We start from the raw sequence: 17,488 nt of genomic DNA, 5'->3' as shown, positions 1-17,488 counted from the left end.
AGACCGCAAAAGGCGCGACGAGCAGCGCGCCCGACAAGATCAGAAAGACATGGAGAGGAAGACGGAAACGGTTCGCTCCATCTGGGCAGAAGCAAAGCCGATAGCCGGCACGCTGGCTGAGGAATACCTCCGGTCTCGTTCGATCGAGCTGGCAGACTTCCCGGAAGGGACAGAGTGGATGCCAAGCCTCCGGTTTCATCCGAGGCTTTCGCTTCAAGGAGCAAAGCACCCTGCCCTGATTGGCGGCGTGCAGAACAAGGACCGCAAGCTGATCGCCATCTGGCGAATCTTCCTTCAGCCGAATGGCAAGGCCCTCGTCAATGAGGATGGCAAGAAGGTCAAGCTCGGTCTCGGCCCTGCAAATGGTGGGGCCGTGCGGTTGGGGCCGGTAACGGAGACGCTGCGCCTCACGGAAGGCATCGAGACAGGTCTCGGGGTGGCGCTCCTGTCCAGCAAGCCGGCTTCTGTGTGGGCCACGTTGTCGACCTCGGGAATGATGGGGTTGGAGATCCCCGAAGGCGTGAAGCGCCTTGAGATCTACGCGGATGGAGACAGGCATCGCCTGCACCAGAGGACCGGAGAGATCGTGGATCCACCCGGCATAGCCGCGGCCAAGAAACTTCAGAAGAGGGCCAGAGAGGCTGGCCTCGAAGCAGTGATTTATGCGTCCCCGGAGCCTGATGACTGGCTCGACGTGTGGACCTTGAGGAAGAACGATGAGCAACGAATCCGTAACGTCCAATACCTATAGCAACATCAAGATCGAGCAGCTTATCCTCGGCGCCATCCTCCTGGACGAGGCCAACTACTGGAATATCCAAGAGCTGATGAACATGGAGATGTTCGCATCGAACGATCATCAGAAGATCTTCGCTGTGATCTACGAACTGGCAAGTGACGGTCGAGCCGTGCGCGTTCCCATCGTAGCCGGACGTCTCGGCTCACTGAGCAACGATCAAGACCCGGACGCTTATCTGTCCATGCTCCTGCACGTTGCCAGCCGTGAGGAAGAGCTGCCTCTTTCAGACTATGCCTATGAGCTGCGCAAGACAGCCAGCCGCCGCAAGATCAAGGCACTGGCCGAAGGAATCCTGAAGTCGGCCAACGACATCAACCTCGACCCTGATCAGATCATCGACCGCGCATCCGAACGCCTTGCGGATATGTCGCGCAACGCCGCCATTGAGCATGAAGCCAGCGTGTCGAGCACGATCCGACAGATCTATACATCTGCGACACAGCACGGAAGCGGCATGGCATTGCGCCCTTGCCTCAAGGGGCTGGAACAGATGGTCGGACTCTTCCCGCAGGGATCGCTGGTTTTGTGGGGCGGCAACCCCGGCTCGGGCAAGACGGCAGCGGCGATGCAGCAAATGCTGTTCTCTTCCGTCTCCCACCCAACGTCTCTCTTCGAGCTGGAGATGGACAACATGGCGCTGGTCGCGCGCTCGGTGGCCGGGCAGACCGGCGTCTCCATGCGCGACATCCTGCGCGGCATCGACGAGAAGCAGATGGCTTCTCTGATGAGCGCCGAGAAATATTTCCAGGACCGCAAGCTGACCATTGTGTCGCCGTCGAAGATGACCATCCAGCAGATCCGCAGCCGGGCCTTCGCTCATAAGCGTAAGTTCGGCCTTGATCTGCTCTGCGTCGATCACTTGAAGCTGGTCGATCGCATAACGAAGAACCGCATGGACCCGGTCGAACGCGCATATGAAAACGCTCGTGATCTCAAGGCATTGGCGAAGGATCTTAACTGCGTTGTGATCGGCCTCTGCCAGTTCACCAAGGCAGCTCGTCAGAAGGAGCACCCGGAGCCTGAGATGGAAGACTTCTACGGTGGCTCGCTCGAAGAACACGCGGACATCATGCTCGCCAACTTCAACCGATACGACTGGCTGAAGAAAAACCCACCCTCTTCCAACGGAAAAGGCCGCGAGAAGTGGGACTCAGACCTCGAGGTTTCGAGAGGGAAGATTGAAATCTACAAACTGAAGGACCGCTTTGGGTCGCCGCGCGACAGGCACATCTTCGATTGGGATGGGAAGCTTACCCTGTTCAAGGATCAGGTCACACAGACCACCTTGTGGGAAGACACGGCAGGGATGTGAGGTCAGTCATGAACCAGTTTGAAACGTACACGCAGAAGCAGTTCAGCGGCGGGTTCAAAGCCTTCCTGCGGACATCAATGGACGGCGAAGCCAAGCCCATTCTCGGGGTCGGAGGCAAGCCGCAGATCTTCCCGACAAGGGAGAGCGCACTCGAAGCATTGAACAAGCACCTTGTCCGTTACGTCAACGGCCATCTCCACCGGTTCGGTGAAATAGCCGGAGCCGAGATGGCTAAAGCGGAAGGCGCGTTCAAGGAATCGGTGAGGCAGAAGGGCAAGACCCGCACGATTTCAGTAACCTACAAAGGACGGGCAAAGCGATGCGCAAAGAAGAAACCTTGAAGATTATCAAGCACTCCGATCGCGATGTTTATGTGGCGTGGGTGCTGTGGGTCATCGGAATGTCGGAGCGGAGCATAGCCACCGTCCTGATGAAAAGGCCGAAACAAATATCTGGATTGGTCACCCGCTCCCCTTACGCCAACCGCTCAGCCATGACAGATTCAGAGCGAAGCAAAGCACTGAGCGAGTTGCTGGAGATCCGGGAGCAGGACGACGGAACGCTTACCGATGGCGGGCTTCTCGACCGGATACCAATGAAGATTATCCCGCTGCGTGGTTCGCAGAGGAAGGGCGCAAGGAGTCGGACATGACTGCCAGCAAGAGACTGATGGGCCGGCTGAAGGCAGCGAAGGAACAAGCGAGCGAAACGCTCAAGCCAGGTGTCCTTCCACTGGTCGCCTTCTATGGTCGAGGCGAGGAGCTCGATGAGCAGCGCTCGCGGATGTATGAAATGATTGGTCGGGTGATGGCATCCGACACGATAGGAGATGACGTCGCTGCCAGTATGCCGGAGCGCCGGTCATTCCTCGATGTAAGAGACGCCGTTACGATTCTTAATGCGCAGGCCAGCCCCATCGAATTTCTAGTATCGAATGGGGAAATGGAATTGGGACCGGACGAAGATGGAATGGGCGGTGTGCGGTTTCACACCGCCATTCGCTTTAGGGATCTCGTGCAGGGGGCACAGGTCAAGGTGCTGAAGTCAGCCAACCTTGAAGGAACAGGCGGCGGAGGCTTCGGCCCGACGGACATCGTCAGTTATCAGGTGGACTGTCGCAAGATCCTGCAACGACTGAAGAGTGCCATCGGTGACGAGTGGGTTTACCAGATGCTCGAGGCGGTTGTCGTTATGGATGAATGGCTTGATCTATGGCCGGAAAGCCGGAAGGCAGACAAGCGAGGGACCAAGCGGAAGCAGAGACTGAAGACGATTCTCGCCCTGCATTACGGTCTGGATAAGGTAGGGAAGCAGCTCGGCTATATGAACAACGCTGCTTTCAAACAGCGCTGGCATCGTGACGTACCGGAGATGCCTCCGTCAGTTCGGCGTCGTAGTCGGGAGTCCAGGGCTGCAAACCAGCTCGCCTTGCTGACATCGCAAGGCGCTCGGTCAAGGTGAGCTCGCGCTTACCATTGAAAGTAAGGCTCGCCGTGACCGAGTTCTGGATGCCAATCGTGTTGGCTGCTGCAGTTATCTGCTTCTGATTGAAGCCCATACGAATGACCCAGACTCGGAAGTGATTGATTGCCGTTTTCATGAGCTCTCTCGATATTCTTCTGTGATTTCTTCTGCGACACGGAAGTTGTCGTCGTTCAATTTCATAAGCTTGACCAGTACATGGGCGGAGTGCGGGATGTCCTGCTCTCCGTCCAGCCATTTCATGACCCGGTGCTGAGGAACGCCAACGATCTCAGCGAAGTAGGTAGGTGTGACGTCGACCTCGTCTAGCAAGACAGCCAGCTCGGCACCGGTCAGTCGGCGATAACCTCCAGCCTTTCGCGTGTCGATTGTTCTGCTGTCGTAGAGGCGAAGGACCGCTTCCATTGCCGCAACGTAGGCCTGCTGTTCGGTGTCGAAAAGCTGGACGTTACCATCCCTACCCCGCACCAGATCCGGGATCAGACCGGGCAGTGAAAACTGTCCAGTGAAGCGGTCACCCTTGGGTAATGCCTTGGCGATAAGCTTCGATGATGGTTTCTGCGACATGGGAATCCCTCGTTGTTACTAACTCACACTTACTCTGTTATCCTACCCGCGGCCAAGTCGGCCATTCATATCGGTCCTTCTTGCGGCGGTTCTTCTGCACCACGATGAAGCCAGTATTCACATGAGTGCCGACGGAGGAGAAGGAATTGGGTGGCAGATCTCTCCAGTCCGCACCCATGTCTTCCATTAGTTTGCGAAACGCGATCGACTTGGCTGTTTGCCGGAACTCCGTCCCGGCAGACATAATAGCGGCCAGTTTTCCGTCAGGCTTTAGGAATTTCAGGGCGTGGACGACGTGGTCGATGTCCCGTTCCCGATCAAACGGCGGGTTCATGATCACGAAGTCGTAAAGCCCCGTCGTGACAGGGTCGATGTGCAGGAAGTCCTCGCAGATCACCTTGCCGTACAGGCCGGAAGCTTTCAGCTCATTGGCAAGGTGCGGCTGGATCTCTATGCAGTCGACGATGTTGTCGAAGCGATAGCGCTGGCGGTCCCATTCCGCACGGACACCCGGCTCTGGCTTGGTAAATGCCATCCGGGCGAGGTTGCCAGTGCCGGCCGATGGCTCGAGGATGCGAAGGCGCGGGCCATCCTTGCCAGCACGCAGGTCGAGCTGCCCGATCATCTTCTCTGCAGCCTCGGGAGGCGTGGGGAAGAAGCCGTAGTAACGCGCCGGAGATGTCTTCACATTCTCCAGCGGGTCGTCTTCCTTGACCTGGCTGTCGGCGAGAACTTCGCCATAATATTCGGCCAGCAGCTTGTTTACCTTCGCCACCAGATCCTTGCGGGTGAACCAGAGGTGGGCATTGCCGTTCTTGAATATCCGGACCTTGAAGTATTCGGTCTCGACTTCAGTCTGGCGTGCGCCGCTGGAGCCTGCCCGTGCGAGATCAATCTCGCCGATGGTCTTGGTGAAGTGGACAATCGGCCGGTGGGTGCGGCGTGCCTCCGCTATCTCGGCATCCTGCTTCTTCACCTCGTCCAGCTTGCCGTCGAGGATGGTAAAGGTGCGCTCGATGTCGATCAGCGTGGAGCGTTCGTCCCGGTTCCAGTTCCAGCTGCCATATTCGTTGAAGCAGCGGGACAGAATCATGCGGGAACCAACCTTGAACCCGTCATGCGAGCGGAAGCGGCGGTCTAGCTTGGCGAAGGCGTTCGCCATGCCGCGCCGGAAGATTGTCTCGGCGCTGAGCATAAAGCCCTCGAGCGTGGCGACCACGTTCTCGACGGTGACGGGAGGCATACCCTTGGCAGCCTCGTCCTCGGTGAGGATTTGGCCCGGCTCGGTCGGCTCTTCGATGATGTGGCCCATCTGAGCCTTGAGCTGCTCCTTGGCTTCCTTGTCCATCAGGTGCTCAAGGTCGGTACGCTCGATGATCCACGCCCACACATTCAGGTCGATGACCCGGCGCTTCTCCTTCATATAATCGTCGAAGGGAAGCTTGGCGATAGGGTGCATAGCGATCTTCGATGCCGTCTCATGCGCTGCATTGTAGGCATTGGTGCCGGGGAAGGCCCGACGCGCCATGTCAATGGCTTCCTTCTCAGCGTCGTGCGCCGCTGTGATGATCTTGTGGGCTTCGCTGAACATATCCAGCGCGGTGTTGCGGTACTTGACAATCTGCTCGACCGTGTCGCGAGGAACGATTGCGTTCATATCTTGTCTCCGTGGTTGCCATTTTCGGCGGGATAGTTAAATGCGCGTCGGCATCTGAACGAAGGTCAGGCAATCATCGTCCGAGTTGCGAATGACGACAGGATCTCCAGCACCCATGAGCATGAACTTCGCTTCACCATCGACGTGAGAAAGGATGTCGATCAGGTATTGGGCGTTGAACCCGATCTCCAGCGACTGCTCGTTCTCAATCGAGACATCGACGGATGCTTCACCGAAGTCGACATCACGACAGGTGAGAGAGGCTATCCCCGGCAAGAAGTTGACCGAGACCGAGCCGCCCTTTGAAGGGAGAACCGCACTGGCCTGCTTGACGCCGTCAATGAAGGAAGCCGGATAGATCGTGGCGTGGTGATCGTTGTTCATAGGGATGACGCGGGTGTAATCCGGGAATTGTCCGTCGATGACCTTGCTATCCACGGTCTCGTCCTCGCCGACAGTGAACCGAACGCCGGTCTTGCAAACCGTGACCATCGTTTCTTCTGGGCAGCCCTTGCGCTTGAGGAGCCGCATCAGTTCAGTAATTGTCTTGCGAGGGATGATGACAGCGGGGATGCCGCTTGCACCTTCTGGCACAGGCATCTCATATCGAGCCAGCCGGTGGCCGTCCGTGGCGACGAAGGTGATGTGGTACGAGTTCTCGATGACGTGCATGTACACGCCGTTGAGATAGTACCGCGTCTCTTCCGTGGAGATAGCGAACTGGACCTTGTTGAGAATTTTGAGCAGCGTGGCTGACGGCAGCGTGAACGTATGGTTTGACTCGTTCAATCGGTCCCGGAAGGCGTGGCTTTCGGGGAAATCTTCGACCGGGATGTCCTGATTCAATGTCAGGTTCAGCTTCCCGATGTTGGCGGTGAGCTTCTTCTGTGACATGGCGAAGTTGATGGCCGGAGCATCCTTCACCTTATCCATTGTGGCTTTGAGCTTGTGAGCATCGACCAGAGCAGTGAAATCCTTGGATACATTGCCCGGCACAAAGGTCGTGGTGCAGATGTCAAGGTCAGTGCCGAGAACATAGACGCCGTTCGTCGTCGCCTTGATGAGGACGGTATCGAGAACGGGGATGATGTTGCGACGTTCGACGATCTTGCAGGCGTTCTCAATAGCCTTCCTGAAAACCGAGTAGTCCAGAGAAGCGGTCGAAACAGTGGCGGTGACGTTGTCGATATTGCTCATGATATAGATCTCCGTGGGGTCGCATGATTGCGAGGGGGTAGAAAAGAAAAGGCCGGGCGAATGACCCGGCCTTTGGTGTGTTTATGAGGGGTGTATTACTGCCGATGGACAGGAGCCAACGACCAGAACATCGAGCCAATCCAGCCGATAAGAGTCCACCCGAAAGCTGTATTGATAATCAATATAGCCCACGAGTCTGGTCGTCTGTGGCGAAAAGCAAAGATCGTCGGCATGAAATAGAAGAAGAGAATGATTCCAACAGCGAAGATGTTGAATGATGAATTGAAAAAGCCTTCTTCCATTCGAGCCTCCCTTGCCCGCTAATACTTCGTGGGGAATTGGATAACCTGATACGCGATCACTTCCCGCTGCATGGAACTCAACATCATAGGGTCGTGAGTTTCAAGAAGTTTTCGCAGTCTCTCCGCCATATCTGATGCAGCGCGGCCAGGGTTGTCGGCTTCAACGACACACTTCAGGCTGATCTGAACGATGAAATCCGGCATGGCATCACATCAATGACGGTGCAACATGGCATGCCAACTTTGATTTATAAGAAAGTGCGGCTGCCACCTGAAGCGCGGACAGGGCATCGTCAATATCTGTAATGGCCTCAGCCAGCCCCTCCTTGTCACGGCCGTAGACCGTGAAGAACTCCGCTTCTTGCGAAGGTTGGTTCCCGTTGATGCAGGTTTCGCCGGCATCGGGATCGTTCTCATTGACGCAGCCGGCAAGTTCGAGGTGAGTGAACTGCGACCAGTCCGGCTCTTTGTAATCAGTGCAGCAATTAAAAAGCTCGTCGGGCCTCTCGGGTGTCATAGCCTTATCCTTTTGCATACTTGCGAGGTTAAATGTCTCGGCGAATACCGAGGAAGACCGGAAATCGTGGTGCCCCGTGAGTTCCGACGCCTTGAAATTTGAAGGTAACCTTCAGACCAATGAGGCTGTCACGTTCTGCCCAGAGCTGGTCACGCTGTGCCTGGCTGAAGCCAGTGCCGAGTTCAAAGCGGACGCCTTGCCATTCGCAGGCCAGCGCACCAAGGGTTCCCTTCGGGATCATGCCAGCCTTGTGGCTGGAGCGTTCGGTGTGGCCGAGTGCGTTGACGGTGGCTTCGTTGCCATTCTCCATCTGCTCGACGGTGCCGAGGATGACCGCTTCGTCGTCGTAGAACCGCTTGACCTTGAGAAGGATTCCTTCACGGGTGGTCGACCGGCCGAACTTATAGATGCTGTTCGGCTTGCGAAGCATCACGCCTTCCCACCCCTCTTCGTCAACGCAGCGCTGCTCGTAAGCGTCAAGCTCCTCCAGCGAAGTGATCGTGTCAGGCAGGAGTGGAGACATATTCGAGTGATAGATCGCAGCCATGTCGATGATGCGCTTGCTGTACGCTTCATCCGGCTCGGAGAATTTGTCGAAGGCAACCAATTTGAACTCGGGCTCACCATCCTTCCGCATCACCTTGGATTGCACGGTGTTGAAGTCGTCGCGCTTGCCGTCAGTGAAGGTGAGTATCTCACCGTCGAGCCCGACGAGGACGGGGCTGGATAAGATGGTGCGGATGTGCTCGTTCGGTATGGGTTTCAGCGAACGTGTCACCGCGCCATCCCGCATAATCAGGCAGCGGATACCGTCGATCTTCGGGGTGGCGTAGTAAGGAAATTTCAAAAGGGCGACGTCAGCCGTCGCCGCGAGAAGCGGCTTGAACATATCGTTCTCCAGTGGGTGCAAAGTTGCGGGTTAGTCCTTGGTGCATACAGCCTTGGCGGCTAATCGCTGTCTTCGCCGTCCATCCGGCATTCAGCAGTAAAGGCATCGATAGCATTCGCTGCCCATGCGGCGCAGTCTGCATTTGTAATGTCGGGCATAATCAATTTCCTGTGGTGCCATGAATGGCGGGTTCATCTTCGAGGTCGACGGTCACTGCATCGCCGTTGCCGTCGTGCTCGATGACCTTGTAGACATTGGCCGATGTATCCGGCCTACGGACGATCTCATGTGCCTGCCGAGCCGCGTCATGTGCGGTCTCGGCGTCGATGTCGATCTCCCATGTGACGAGATAGCTAGGCATGTCACACCTCCTCGGCGATGAGGTAGCCGGGGCCGTAGCAATCCCCGCACTCCAACCTGTCGAAGTCGTATCCGCGGTCAGCTGCATACCGGAGCATGAAGGCCTGACCGCGGAAGAACCGGATAATCCTCAGCCATCTGGTCAACGTCGGCTTGCCGTCGAGGCAGGCGACCTTGGTGGGGCGAAGGCAGTTGTCGCAGAAAGAATGTTCCTGCATATCACTGGCCCTCTGCCTTGATTGTTCCGCCACCATAGCAACGCCCGCAATCGAAGCCCGTTTCAGGAAACGCACCGAGGCCATTACAGTCCGGGCATTTTTCCTTGTCGGTAACGAGCTTCTTAGCGTCGAGGATCGCATTCATGAGTGAGCCGTGGTCACCAGCATCGGACGATGCGATGATGTTGCGCAGCGTCTCGTCAGCCTTCTTGGCGGTGGCGACCAGCTCTGGGATGCCTCGCTGAAGTTCGTCGCCATCGAAGCCTTCGATGAAGCTGATCACGTCAGACATATCGGCCATGTTAAAAACCCTCCAGAAACTTGCGTAGATCGACGATCAGTTCCTCGTGCTCTTCCTGCACGGAATCCTCTTCGTCTTCCCACGCATTGAGATTGCGGCGCAGGATATCCAGCATCACTGTGGAGGCTGCGATCACCGGAGCATTCGATATGTGGCAGTAAGCAACGTGCTCGTAGTTGCCGTCCGCATCGCGAGGGGTGCAGATACCCACCCATTCTCGTGGCGTATTGGCATCGACCTTGAGCATGGTGCAGGCATGTTCGATGTCGAGCGGGCAGTCGTCGACCGCCCACGGTCCTTGTGTGTGGGGCACGGAATTATCCTTTCATGCCGGGTGGTGGTTAAAAATGGAACGCTTCGCTATCGATCATATCAGCTCTTGTAAGGCTGTCCGTGCCAGCGATCGGGGCGTCGATAGAAACGTTCTTGAAATGGTCGAACTGGCGGTTGTAGGCCGTGACACACGCCTTGACGTGTTCCGCAAGTCTGTCGTGTCGCACTCGATTAGCGAGCGCGAGTTCCATCACCGAATTAATGACGTCCATCCGGGCCGCTGGAATGAGGTAACCCGGCAAAAGTTGCTGTATGAGCTTCCGCAATTCGCCCGGCTTATTTTGTGCAAGTCTTTTCGTCTTGCCACGTTGATAGCGATCGGCATCGTATTGCCGTTCTCGCTCTCTCTGCTTTGGGTAACTCTTTTGACCGCCGCGCTTTAGCCACGCTTGACGGACCTCGGCGTAATGGGCGCGGCGTTCCGGGTCGGCTTTAATGGCCTCTCGCTGTCGCTTGTAACCGGCTCGCGCCTTCGTTGGATTATTCCTCCTCCAATTGCGGGCCATTTCCGCAGCCTTTTCCTTGTTGGCTAAACGCCACGCTCGTTTGCGCTCTCTTTCCGCGTCGTAAAGCTTCGCAAGCGCAGCCTCGGCGTCCTCAACGTCCATTTCCCGAATACGGACAAAGTCCGCTCGCTTCATCCATTTCGGGCACTTCATCTTTCATCTCCTTATTGCCATGCGCGGCGGGGTGGTCGGGTTTAGATGCTGATGTTGATACACTCACCGAAGGGGACCGACAGCGAACCGAAGTCACGGTTGCGACCATAGACTCCCCATAGAACAGGGTGCGGAGGCTCCTCACCGAAATCACCGACGTACAAATCAGTGAGGTAAATCGTTGCTTTTGCGTCCGGGTACTCTGCATTGATGAGCCGGAAAGTATCGCTAAAGGCAGTACCGCCACCGCCTGCAGGATGCAGCCGCAGCTCGTCGCCGGTCTCAAACTCTTCGACGTGGTTCACTGTGGCGTCTGCATAGATGACGGTGAGCCGGTCAACTGCGCCCTCTCCGAAGGCTCCGTTAATCTCAGCGGCGAAGTCACGGAGGATCTCGTCATCGATCGAGCCGGAAGTGTCGACCGCAATCACAATGTGACTGACGCCATCAGCAACAGTGCCGGGCGTAACGAGACCGAGAGGCAGAAGACGACGGTTCGGCTTCGCCCAGGAAAAGTCACGGGTGCTGGACTCGTCGATGAAGCGGCGGAGAACAGCCCGCCAGTCGACCTTCGGCATGAGCAGCTCGTCGATGATACGCTGCACGCCAGCCGGAAGTTTACCAGCCTGCGCAGCCTTGGCGGTCATGGCAGCCTGCCTGATCTGCGTTTGCATCTCGGCACGCAGCTCGGCCTTGGCTGCCTCGTCGTGCTGTGCGCAGCCATCCATCGTTCCACCGCAACCACCGGTATCGCCCTGCCCTTCAGCGGAGTCGTCGCCGTTGTTCTCGTCGTCGAGGATACGGTAGATCTCCTCGGCTGAAAGACCGGTGAAGCGCGCCTCGAGCAGGCCGCGCTCTGGCATCTTGCCGACCTTGCATTCGACCAGCTCGCCGTTAATGGCGTAGTCGCAGGCATCGTTCCAGCGGCCCGGCTTACGGGACTGGCGTCGGATGTGGTGCTCCAAGGCGTTGTGCATTACCTCGTGGGCCAGCACGAAAACCAGCTCGTCTTTCTTCAGCTCGTCGACGAACGGCGGGTGGTAGTAGAGGTGGTGGCCATCGGTCGCCATCGTATCGACCTTTTTCGGGTCATCCACCTGCACCTTCTTGAGCTGGAGCATGAGGACGCCAAAGAATGGGTGGTCCCACAGCAGGGCCGTCTGAGCGGCGAGGATCTTGTCTTCGGTTTTCATGTTGGCCTCCGTGTATCAGAATGGAATGTCATCCGGGTCGACGCCCTGATCGAGAGTGGATCTCATGCACGCAGCCACTTCGTCTGCATGCAGTGTCGCCTTGAACGCCTGCAGGAGTTCGTCATCTTCGATCGGGATGAAGGGCACGATCTGCTTTCGAGACAGCATGAACCGCCGCTCCTGCTTGATGAACGAAAGGTAGTAAAGGTGCGTGTTGAGAACGGTTTCGGGAAGCGGAGCAAAGCTCCAGCGATTGTCAGCGTGGTCGCTCTTCCTGAAGTTGTTCATGATGACGTCGGTAGTCAGCACGATTCATCTCCTTGCGATTACCAGCGCGGTCGCCCTGGCAATATCCTCTGGTGAGAGTTTCGATTTCAGGATGCTGGTGATGGTGCCCTCCATGACTGGAGAGTCGTCGAGCCAGGCGTCGGGGTGAGCAGTCTCACAATTGACACCCGGATCTATCTTTTGGGCGATCAATACCTTTCGGCTGCGGCCAATCAAGCCGCCGCTGCTGGTGTTGTTGTTGACCCGATAAGTTCGCTTGCGAGGGTCAAAGACCAATGTCCAGTGTGCTGTCGTCTTGTCGTCCTTGATGCCGATGAAATGCCACCGCAACTCCTCAGCCTGCGTGCCCGGATGTATGTGCTCTGGGTTGAAAGGACCGAAAACCTTACGAATGATCGCCATGAGACTGACCTCCCGTGATTGAAAGGGCAATGGCATCGGCGATGTCCTCCTGTTTCAGCATCGCCTTCATGGCTAGGGCAATGCTGCCTTTCGGAAGCATGTGACGGAGGATTGCGATCGGGCGGTAGAAGTCCGCCAGATCTTTTGCGTGCGCCTTCTCCCACTGAGGAATCGACAGGGATGTGCTCGAGAACTTCCTTGTCTCGATGCTGAAGAGCAGATTCCAGCGGCGAAGTTCACCAGAGGCATCGCCTCCGATGAAACCCCACTTTAATGTCTGGAAGGTGCGGTCAGGATGCATCCCTGTATCCGTCGTATTGTAGGAGACAGGCCCGGCAATCCAATGAATGCCACCCCTAGCCAAGGGTCAAGTCCTGATTACGGTGCGCCCAATCGACGAAGGCTTGGGTGTGAGAGAGCTTCTTCTCACGACGCACTGCATCGACGCACATCATAATCTCGAACTCACGAGGCAAGCGCTGCATGTAAGCCATGCCGTTGTCGAAAGACCGCTCATCAACCTTACGGGCAAGGCCAGCGGAGATTGCAAAGCGAGCCGCCGGGTCTTCCGGGATAGGCGCGCTGTTCGGATTGGCGAGTACCAGATCTAGCGAAGGCAAGTTCTGGTAAACACGAAGGAATCCTTCCAGTTCAGCCGCAGCGCCTTCACCGACGATAGCGGATACACCCTGCAGGCGGAGTGCCGTCGGAAGATTCAGGATCTTCGCCGCCTGTTCCCATGACCGCGGAGTCGGAAATGCACGTTCATCATTCTTCGGCATCGAATGGATCAGTGCAGGACGGAACCGAAGGAAGGCGATGAGCTGCGGGTCAACGCCGATCTGATTGAAGTATTCGACGTGGACATTGTCATGACCGGCGCTCGTATCTGCATCGACGTCGATGTGAGCGAAGCGGTTAGCGAGAGCGGTAGGCATACGCTGTGCCGCAGCACGGTCGGCCTGACGATTGCCAGCCGCAACCACGCGCCAGCCCTTGGGCAGCACGTAGTCGCCGACCTTGCGGTCAAGGACCAGACCGAACATTGCCGCCATCATCGAAGGTGGCGCGGCGTTCAGCTCGTCGAGGAACAAGATGCCTTCCTCACCGTCACGTTCGGTCTGCGGGAACTCGTCCGGCACTTTCCAGCGGGTGGTCTCGCCGGAAATATCAGGCAGGCCCATCAACGCCACCGAGTCACGGGTCGAAGCGCGGAAGTCTACCATTCCCCATTTGCGCTCGGTCACAATCTGGCGCAGCGAAGCGGACTTGCCGACGCCGGGAGGGCCCCACATGAATGCCGGGATGTCGGCGTCAATGAAGTGGTTGAGCAGAGTCGTTGCGGACTTGAGGTTCATAGAAGTTCTCCGTGTTTGCCATGCTTGGCGGGATGTTGAGAGTTACGAGAGCCAGTGAGGCTCGGAGCCTGCTTTGATTTCAGAGACGGCCCAACAGTGCAGGTTGTCGATCTTTTGCAGCTTTGCCGCTTCGGCGTCTGCTTGCTCGCGTGTCTCGGCGACGATCCAATGATCTTCGATGTTATTGCCGCCGTGATTGATGGACCACGCTACGATGAACATGGCATTTCCTTTCTCGCATGATTGCTGGTGGTTATTTCCACACCTGATAGTCCGGGAACAGAACGGCCGGGCCACAGATGTAAGGCAGGTTGGATTCAGAAGCCTCCCACCCATTGGACAAGGCATTGTTGCGGTAGATGTCAGTCGCTCTGACGTTGCGGATATGGCGGCCGTTGATCGAGCTGGTCTCGCCGACAAACATATCGCGGTATTCGTGGCCGTAGAGAACATTGACGCGTTCGATAGGCTCGTCGAAGAACGTGCGCACATGCTCCAAGAGTTTGGCGCGAGGAACAACCGTGGCCCGCGCAACCGTAAACCGTTCCTCTTTGATGTCGCCGAGTACCGGGATGAGGAGAAATCGAACAGGCGATGGGTGATTGCGTTCACTCATGCGAGAAAGCCCGACACGCTGTCGAGGATCTTCTGAGCCTCATCGGCCACGTCGCGGCGGACCTCCGGCTTATCGCGCAAGGTGGACGCATCGTGCTCGGCCAGTGGCTTGAGCCGTTCGACCATGGCGGACAGTTCGCGGTCACCAGTGATGTTGAGCGCAGGCAGAATGCTAATCAGATCGCGCACATTCTCGACAAGGCTGTCGCGAAACACGCCTTCCGTCTTGTCACCCGGACGACCGGCTGGCTTGTAGGCGTTGAGCCGTTCGACCATGCGGCCGGTGACGTCTGCCACGCGGCGGTAAACATCGCGCACCGCTTCCGTGGTGGCGTCGGAGACTTGCTGCTCGATTTCCTCGCGGATGCGGTCTGCCTGGGCTTCGGACATCTGGACGCGGAAGTCTTCCGAGGTGGGGACTGGCAGAACCTTGCAGGCAACGCCGAACTTGCTGCGCAAGATGTGAGCGTCGGGGTAGTCGTCGTCCTTGAACATGCCGTTCAGGCGGACACGGGCATCGGCCACATATTGCGGGTAGTCAGCGAGGAATTTGTCGACGGCCCGGTCGAACTTGGCGACCTGACCACGCACCCATGACATATGCTGCAAGTATGCATCGCTCGCCATGATGCGGCTGCCATTGTCCATCCAAGGCAATGTGCGCTTGAGGAAGTCCGAGCGGGTTTCTCCGACGATGGATACGATTTCCGCCAATGCTTCCTTCGGGAGGAGTAGCTTGTTGTACCGGCCAGCGTCGGCGGCAGCGCCGTGGTTCTGGTTGACCTCGTCGGTGATCTGCCGGTCAAGGCGACGGCCTGACCATTGCGAGATGGACAGGGAAACAATCATCGCGCGGCTGGCGAGGACCGAGGAAACGGATTGAGGATTGGTCATGATGTTCATGGAAGTCTCCGTTGTGGTGCCATAATTGGCGGGTTAAATTTCGTTGCCATCCTCGTCGAATAGTCTGTCGGCTAGCGCCTCATCGACCACTTCGTCGGACGTGAGATAGTTGTGCTCGGCTTCGAGCTGGTCGTATATCCAGTCCATGAATCCGCGCAGGCTTGCCTTTATGCGGTCCTCGAATGAGTCGAAGTCCAGATCGCGAGCCTTGAGCAAGGCTTCATAGACCATGACTTGCAGTTCGTTGTCCTCGTCGATGTTGTCGGGGAGCGGCAGGTCAATGTCGAAATGCGTGCTGCCGGAGTGTGAATAATATCCAGAGTTGGTGACGCGGACATAGGCATTGGGAATGAGATCGCGGCATCCTTCGGAAAGCAACGCCAGATCGAAGGCGAGTGAATGCAGTTCCTTGTCCAGTGGCGCGTATTCCATCACCTTGTTGAGCGAGGCGAGCGGATCGGCCGATGGGGTCCAGCGCCCTGAAAACGACGCGCCGTCACCTTGCGACCAGAAGCCGGAGAACTGTATTGATGGTTGCCGCGCGGTGCCATCTATCTCTATGCCCATCATTTCGGCGATGGTGACCGCGTCGTCATAGACGGAGTCCCACCAGTCATGATCGGGGTAGCCTTCGCGATAATTGTCGCGAGCGCGTTCTTTCGCTCGGTCGGACAACTGGTCGAACTTGAACTCGGCGGGTTCGTCGTCGATGTCGTCGAGGCTTTCGAGCTTGCGATGCTCTTCGCATTCGGGCGTCTCGATCAGGAACCGGCCACGGAAGAAACACCCGCAATTCAGGCTCACAATGAGCGGCAGGGCGGCATTCATGTTGATCTCCTCATATGCATGGTTGCGGGTGAAAGCTTTACCTGCTCCGCAACAAAAGGCGGTAGGCGACGAGCGAAGCGGCGATATAAATCAAGCCGATGGCGATAAAGACGGTCTCAAAAGACATAATTTTCTCTGTTGCATGATTGCGAGGGGGTGCGCGCCGGTTACGAGGGCGGGCGGTCACGCGGATTTCCCGCCGAGTTGAGTCAGCCGGCTTTAAAAGCCCGGCGCATGGGACACCTCCGGTTTTGAGGGATCGGAAGTCAGCCTCGGGGGCAGAGGCCAAACTATTGTGGCAGGATCGCTATCGCGACAGCCCAGAAAACAAGCATGAAGGCCGTAACGACCACGGCAGGCATGACGTCGTAACAAAGGAAGTCAGCCAGTTCGCGGAGTGCATCTTTCACGCGCGCACCTCTATGCGGCAGGAGCCGACGGCGAGAGTCTTTGCGGCGGACACGGCGCGGTAACGACTTTTGTATGTCGTGAGGCGCTCAAGGATTCCGTTTGGGAACTGGATTGCCAGCGACCAGCGGGCCGTCGAGCGGCGACGTTCGTTCAATATGACGTATGTGTATGCAACGGGCGCTTTCATGGCGCGGATCTCCTCTTTTCGCATGTTTGCGGGTGGTGAAAGGTGTAGTCAGCCGTCGAAGGCGCGCAGGGTCAGACGGTGCGCAAATTCCCGGCCTCTGTCGTAGGATTCGTCAAGCCCGGTATAGTCGCAGTCGTCGGTGCGAGCGGGGTCAGCCCATGTAATGGACAGGCGGAACTCCCGCATCCCAAGCAGAAATGCTTTCAGTTTGCGCACGGTCATGCTTCCTTTCCGGTCAAGGCGATGGAATAGAAAAGATTGTGCGCGCCATTCTGGTTCGCCTCATTCGGCGACCGCTCGAATCGGTCAAGCGCGGCGTTGTAAGCCGCCGCTTGCGTTGCCGTGAAAACATGGCCGGTAAAGGCGCGGTATCCAGGCGCAATACGCGGCGGGACGTTCACGACAACAGGCGAGCCATTGGCGATTGCGCGGTTGACGGCGCGTGACAGGGCGGCTTGAGCGGGGTTGCTCATGGCGCGTTTCCTTTCGTGCATAGTTGCAGGGTGCGGGGTGCTGGTTAGACCGGGCTTAGGCGTCCGGTGCGAATGTAAAGGCCGGGATCTTGCTCGACTCGCAGGCATTGGCCTTCTGTATGGCCGTGCAAAAGCGCCTTGCGGCGCATACCGGCAAGGTTTTCAGGCTTGATCTTGTCGCCTTGCTGGTAGGCGACGGCGTAGGTGTATAGGTGTGTTTCCCAATGGCGCGGCATG

Annotated in this window: 29 protein-coding genes; 6 read left to right on the top strand and 23 right to left on the bottom strand. The window is 57.3% G+C overall.

From position 1 onward, the window contains the following. Positions 1-49 precede the first annotated feature (49 nt). From F9K91_RS26280 to F9K91_RS07885, 5 genes are read left to right on the top strand one after another with little or no spacing between them, the layout of a single operon-like run. Entirely contained in the window at positions 50-751 is a 702-nt protein-coding gene (locus F9K91_RS26280; protein ID WP_328593050.1) for a DUF7146 domain-containing protein, read from the top strand. Then, entirely contained in the window at positions 717-2,111 is a 1,395-nt protein-coding gene (locus tag F9K91_RS07900; RefSeq protein WP_151677589.1) for a DnaB-like helicase C-terminal domain-containing protein, read from the top strand. The genes F9K91_RS26280 and F9K91_RS07900 overlap by 35 nt, the downstream gene beginning before the upstream one ends. Positions 2,112-2,119: 8 nt before the next feature. Then, positions 2,120-2,452, top strand: a complete 333-nt coding sequence (locus tag F9K91_RS07895; RefSeq protein ID WP_109369047.1) for a hypothetical protein — start codon at positions 2,120-2,122, stop codon at positions 2,450-2,452. Beyond that, a complete protein-coding gene (locus F9K91_RS07890; protein ID WP_109369046.1) occupies positions 2,431-2,763 on the top strand; it encodes a hypothetical protein in 333 nt (110 codons plus the stop codon). Before F9K91_RS07895 ends, F9K91_RS07890 begins: the two co-directional genes overlap by 22 nt. Then, positions 2,760-3,572, top strand: coding sequence for a hypothetical protein (locus F9K91_RS07885; protein ID WP_151677588.1), 813 nt, complete (start codon positions 2,760-2,762; stop codon positions 3,570-3,572). Before F9K91_RS07890 ends, F9K91_RS07885 begins: the two co-directional genes overlap by 4 nt. A 135-nt stretch (positions 3,573-3,707) precedes the next feature. Here F9K91_RS07885 and F9K91_RS07880 read toward each other — a convergent pair whose 3' ends face one another. The 7 genes from F9K91_RS07880 to F9K91_RS07850 all read right to left on the bottom strand — a co-directional run bounded on the left by F9K91_RS07880 (position 3,708) and on the right by F9K91_RS07850 (position 9,083). After that, positions 3,708-4,160, bottom strand: coding sequence for a hypothetical protein (locus F9K91_RS07880; protein ID WP_151677587.1), 453 nt, complete (start codon positions 4,158-4,160; stop codon positions 3,708-3,710). 37 nt (positions 4,161-4,197) lie between these two features. Then, positions 4,198-5,817 carry a DUF4942 domain-containing protein gene (locus tag F9K91_RS07875; RefSeq protein WP_151677586.1) on the bottom strand — a complete coding sequence of 540 codons (1,620 nt, stop codon included), beginning with the start codon at positions 5,815-5,817 and terminating at the stop codon, positions 4,198-4,200. 36 nt (positions 5,818-5,853) lie between these two features. Continuing rightward, entirely contained in the window at positions 5,854-7,014 is a 1,161-nt protein-coding gene (gene dnaN, locus F9K91_RS07870; RefSeq protein ID WP_151677585.1) for a DNA polymerase III subunit beta, read from the bottom strand. A gap of 95 nt (positions 7,015-7,109) precedes the next feature. Further along, entirely contained in the window at positions 7,110-7,316 is a 207-nt protein-coding gene (locus tag F9K91_RS07865; protein WP_151677584.1) for a superinfection immunity protein, read from the bottom strand. A 208-nt stretch (positions 7,317-7,524) separates the two neighbouring features. After that, positions 7,525-7,833 (bottom strand): hypothetical protein, encoded by a 309-nt coding sequence (locus F9K91_RS07860; RefSeq protein WP_151677583.1) that lies wholly within the window; start codon positions 7,831-7,833, stop codon positions 7,525-7,527. 28 nt (positions 7,834-7,861) lie between these two features. Continuing rightward, a complete protein-coding gene (locus F9K91_RS07855) occupies positions 7,862-8,722 on the bottom strand; it encodes a hypothetical protein (protein WP_151677582.1) in 861 nt (286 codons plus the stop codon). A 160-nt stretch (positions 8,723-8,882) separates the two neighbouring features. Then, the gene (locus tag F9K91_RS07850) at positions 8,883-9,083 is read right to left on the bottom strand and encodes a hypothetical protein (protein WP_151677581.1); all 201 of its coding nucleotides are present in this window, start codon (positions 9,081-9,083) and stop codon (positions 8,883-8,885) included. Here F9K91_RS07850 and F9K91_RS07845 point away from each other — a divergent pair. Then, the gene (locus F9K91_RS07845; RefSeq protein WP_151677580.1) at positions 9,082-9,321 is read left to right on the top strand and encodes a hypothetical protein; all 240 of its coding nucleotides are present in this window, start codon (positions 9,082-9,084) and stop codon (positions 9,319-9,321) included. The two genes, F9K91_RS07850 and F9K91_RS07845, sit on opposite strands and share 2 nt — an antisense overlap. Here the strand turns inward: F9K91_RS07845 and F9K91_RS07840 are convergent. The 16 genes from F9K91_RS07840 to F9K91_RS07770 all read right to left on the bottom strand — a co-directional run bounded on the left by F9K91_RS07840 (position 9,302) and on the right by F9K91_RS07770 (position 17,487). After that, positions 9,302-9,601: a hypothetical protein gene (locus tag F9K91_RS07840; protein ID WP_151677579.1), complete on the bottom strand. Its 300-nt coding sequence runs from the start codon at positions 9,599-9,601 to the stop codon at positions 9,302-9,304. The genes F9K91_RS07845 and F9K91_RS07840 overlap by 20 nt on opposite strands. A 1-nt stretch (position 9,602) precedes the next feature. Then, positions 9,603-9,914 carry a hypothetical protein gene (locus F9K91_RS07835; protein WP_151677578.1) on the bottom strand — a complete coding sequence of 104 codons (312 nt, stop codon included), beginning with the start codon at positions 9,912-9,914 and terminating at the stop codon, positions 9,603-9,605. Positions 9,915-9,942: 28 nt separating this feature from the next. Beyond that, the gene (locus F9K91_RS07830; protein ID WP_151677577.1) at positions 9,943-10,593 is read right to left on the bottom strand and encodes a hypothetical protein; all 651 of its coding nucleotides are present in this window, start codon (positions 10,591-10,593) and stop codon (positions 9,943-9,945) included. A 41-nt stretch (positions 10,594-10,634) separates the two neighbouring features. Then, complete coding sequence (locus F9K91_RS07825) at positions 10,635-11,786, bottom strand: vWA domain-containing protein (protein ID WP_151677576.1); 1,152 nt, start codon at positions 11,784-11,786, stop codon at positions 10,635-10,637. Between the two features lie 15 nt (positions 11,787-11,801). After that, on the bottom strand, positions 11,802-12,095 hold the full coding sequence (locus F9K91_RS07820) for a hypothetical protein (protein ID WP_109369032.1): 294 nt from the start codon (positions 12,093-12,095) through the stop codon (positions 11,802-11,804). Positions 12,096-12,098: 3 nt separating this feature from the next. After that, complete coding sequence (locus F9K91_RS07815) at positions 12,099-12,476, bottom strand: hypothetical protein (protein ID WP_151677575.1); 378 nt, start codon at positions 12,474-12,476, stop codon at positions 12,099-12,101. Then, complete coding sequence (locus F9K91_RS07810; protein WP_151677574.1) at positions 12,460-12,777, bottom strand: hypothetical protein; 318 nt, start codon at positions 12,775-12,777, stop codon at positions 12,460-12,462. The genes F9K91_RS07815 and F9K91_RS07810 overlap by 17 nt, the downstream gene beginning before the upstream one ends. A gap of 55 nt (positions 12,778-12,832) precedes the next feature. Beyond that, complete coding sequence (locus F9K91_RS07805) at positions 12,833-13,834, bottom strand: AAA family ATPase (RefSeq protein WP_151677573.1); 1,002 nt, start codon at positions 13,832-13,834, stop codon at positions 12,833-12,835. A gap of 42 nt (positions 13,835-13,876) precedes the next feature. Continuing rightward, the gene (locus F9K91_RS07800; protein WP_151677572.1) at positions 13,877-14,056 is read right to left on the bottom strand and encodes a hypothetical protein; all 180 of its coding nucleotides are present in this window, start codon (positions 14,054-14,056) and stop codon (positions 13,877-13,879) included. 31 nt (positions 14,057-14,087) lie between these two features. Then, a complete protein-coding gene (locus tag F9K91_RS07795) occupies positions 14,088-14,450 on the bottom strand; it encodes a hypothetical protein (RefSeq protein ID WP_151677571.1) in 363 nt (120 codons plus the stop codon). Further along, positions 14,447-15,352 carry a hypothetical protein gene (locus tag F9K91_RS07790; RefSeq protein WP_151677570.1) on the bottom strand — a complete coding sequence of 302 codons (906 nt, stop codon included), beginning with the start codon at positions 15,350-15,352 and terminating at the stop codon, positions 14,447-14,449. The genes F9K91_RS07795 and F9K91_RS07790 overlap by 4 nt, the downstream gene beginning before the upstream one ends. Before the next feature lie 33 nt (positions 15,353-15,385). Further along, positions 15,386-16,180 carry a hypothetical protein gene (locus F9K91_RS07785; RefSeq protein ID WP_151677569.1) on the bottom strand — a complete coding sequence of 265 codons (795 nt, stop codon included), beginning with the start codon at positions 16,178-16,180 and terminating at the stop codon, positions 15,386-15,388. Between the two features lie 406 nt (positions 16,181-16,586). After that, positions 16,587-16,778, bottom strand: a complete 192-nt coding sequence (locus F9K91_RS07780; protein WP_109369021.1) for a hypothetical protein — start codon at positions 16,776-16,778, stop codon at positions 16,587-16,589. 48 nt (positions 16,779-16,826) lie between these two features. Further along, positions 16,827-17,000, bottom strand: a complete 174-nt coding sequence (locus F9K91_RS25950; RefSeq protein WP_167522194.1) for a hypothetical protein — start codon at positions 16,998-17,000, stop codon at positions 16,827-16,829. Further along, a complete protein-coding gene (locus F9K91_RS07775) occupies positions 16,997-17,251 on the bottom strand; it encodes a DEAD/DEAH box helicase family protein (RefSeq protein ID WP_109369020.1) in 255 nt (84 codons plus the stop codon). Before F9K91_RS07775 ends, F9K91_RS25950 begins: the two co-directional genes overlap by 4 nt. 44 nt (positions 17,252-17,295) lie before the next feature. Beyond that, complete coding sequence (locus F9K91_RS07770) at positions 17,296-17,487, bottom strand: hypothetical protein (protein WP_109369019.1); 192 nt, start codon at positions 17,485-17,487, stop codon at positions 17,296-17,298. Position 17,488: the final 1 nt, after the last annotated feature.

Origin of the sequence: Brucella tritici, from assembly GCF_008932295.1 — a bacterium.
GTDB lineage: Bacteria > Pseudomonadota > Alphaproteobacteria > Rhizobiales > Rhizobiaceae > Brucella > Brucella tritici.
This window is presented reverse-complemented; position numbering and strand designations above follow the sequence as displayed.

Excerpts from the sequence above, each read along its gene's own strand:
- F9K91_RS07895 (WP_109369047.1), top strand. The coding sequence starts at position 2,120 with ATGAACCAGTTTGAAACGTACACGCAGAAGCAGTTCAGCGGCGGGTTC.
- F9K91_RS07780 (WP_109369021.1), bottom strand. The coding sequence starts at position 16,778 with ATGAAAGCGCCCGTTGCATACACATACGTCATATTGAACGAACGTCGC.
- F9K91_RS07880 (WP_151677587.1), bottom strand. The coding sequence starts at position 4,160 with ATGTCGCAGAAACCATCATCGAAGCTTATCGCCAAGGCATTACCCAAG.
- F9K91_RS07770 (WP_109369019.1), bottom strand. The coding sequence starts at position 17,487 with ATGCCGCGCCATTGGGAAACACACCTATACACCTACGCCGTCGCCTAC.
- dnaN (WP_151677585.1), bottom strand. The coding sequence starts at position 7,014 with ATGAGCAATATCGACAACGTCACCGCCACTGTTTCGACCGCTTCTCTG.
- F9K91_RS07860 (WP_151677583.1), bottom strand. The coding sequence starts at position 7,833 with ATGACACCCGAGAGGCCCGACGAGCTTTTTAATTGCTGCACTGATTAC.
- F9K91_RS07830 (WP_151677577.1), bottom strand. The coding sequence starts at position 10,593 with ATGAAGTGCCCGAAATGGATGAAGCGAGCGGACTTTGTCCGTATTCGG.
- F9K91_RS26280 (WP_328593050.1), top strand. The coding sequence starts at position 50 with ATGGAGAGGAAGACGGAAACGGTTCGCTCCATCTGGGCAGAAGCAAAG.
- F9K91_RS07855 (WP_151677582.1), bottom strand. The coding sequence starts at position 8,722 with ATGTTCAAGCCGCTTCTCGCGGCGACGGCTGACGTCGCCCTTTTGAAA.
- F9K91_RS07775 (WP_109369020.1), bottom strand. The coding sequence starts at position 17,251 with ATGAGCAACCCCGCTCAAGCCGCCCTGTCACGCGCCGTCAACCGCGCA.
- F9K91_RS07815 (WP_151677575.1), bottom strand. The coding sequence starts at position 12,476 with ATGGCGATCATTCGTAAGGTTTTCGGTCCTTTCAACCCAGAGCACATA.
- F9K91_RS07795 (WP_151677571.1), bottom strand. The coding sequence starts at position 14,450 with ATGAGTGAACGCAATCACCCATCGCCTGTTCGATTTCTCCTCATCCCG.
- F9K91_RS07840 (WP_151677579.1), bottom strand. The coding sequence starts at position 9,601 with ATGGCCGATATGTCTGACGTGATCAGCTTCATCGAAGGCTTCGATGGC.
- F9K91_RS07810 (WP_151677574.1), bottom strand. The coding sequence starts at position 12,777 with ATGCATCCTGACCGCACCTTCCAGACATTAAAGTGGGGTTTCATCGGA.
- F9K91_RS07890 (WP_109369046.1), top strand. The coding sequence starts at position 2,431 with ATGCGCAAAGAAGAAACCTTGAAGATTATCAAGCACTCCGATCGCGAT.
- F9K91_RS07875 (WP_151677586.1), bottom strand. The coding sequence starts at position 5,817 with ATGAACGCAATCGTTCCTCGCGACACGGTCGAGCAGATTGTCAAGTAC.
- F9K91_RS25950 (WP_167522194.1), bottom strand. The coding sequence starts at position 17,000 with ATGACCGTGCGCAAACTGAAAGCATTTCTGCTTGGGATGCGGGAGTTC.
- F9K91_RS07850 (WP_151677581.1), bottom strand. The coding sequence starts at position 9,083 with ATGCCTAGCTATCTCGTCACATGGGAGATCGACATCGACGCCGAGACC.
- F9K91_RS07865 (WP_151677584.1), bottom strand. The coding sequence starts at position 7,316 with ATGGAAGAAGGCTTTTTCAATTCATCATTCAACATCTTCGCTGTTGGA.
- F9K91_RS07900 (WP_151677589.1), top strand. The coding sequence starts at position 717 with ATGAGCAACGAATCCGTAACGTCCAATACCTATAGCAACATCAAGATC.
- F9K91_RS07885 (WP_151677588.1), top strand. The coding sequence starts at position 2,760 with ATGACTGCCAGCAAGAGACTGATGGGCCGGCTGAAGGCAGCGAAGGAA.
- F9K91_RS07845 (WP_151677580.1), top strand. The coding sequence starts at position 9,082 with ATGTCACACCTCCTCGGCGATGAGGTAGCCGGGGCCGTAGCAATCCCC.
- F9K91_RS07790 (WP_151677570.1), bottom strand. The coding sequence starts at position 15,352 with ATGAACATCATGACCAATCCTCAATCCGTTTCCTCGGTCCTCGCCAGC.
- F9K91_RS07825 (WP_151677576.1), bottom strand. The coding sequence starts at position 11,786 with ATGAAAACCGAAGACAAGATCCTCGCCGCTCAGACGGCCCTGCTGTGG.
- F9K91_RS07785 (WP_151677569.1), bottom strand. The coding sequence starts at position 16,180 with ATGAATGCCGCCCTGCCGCTCATTGTGAGCCTGAATTGCGGGTGTTTC.
- F9K91_RS07800 (WP_151677572.1), bottom strand. The coding sequence starts at position 14,056 with ATGTTCATCGTAGCGTGGTCCATCAATCACGGCGGCAATAACATCGAA.
- F9K91_RS07805 (WP_151677573.1), bottom strand. The coding sequence starts at position 13,834 with ATGAACCTCAAGTCCGCAACGACTCTGCTCAACCACTTCATTGACGCC.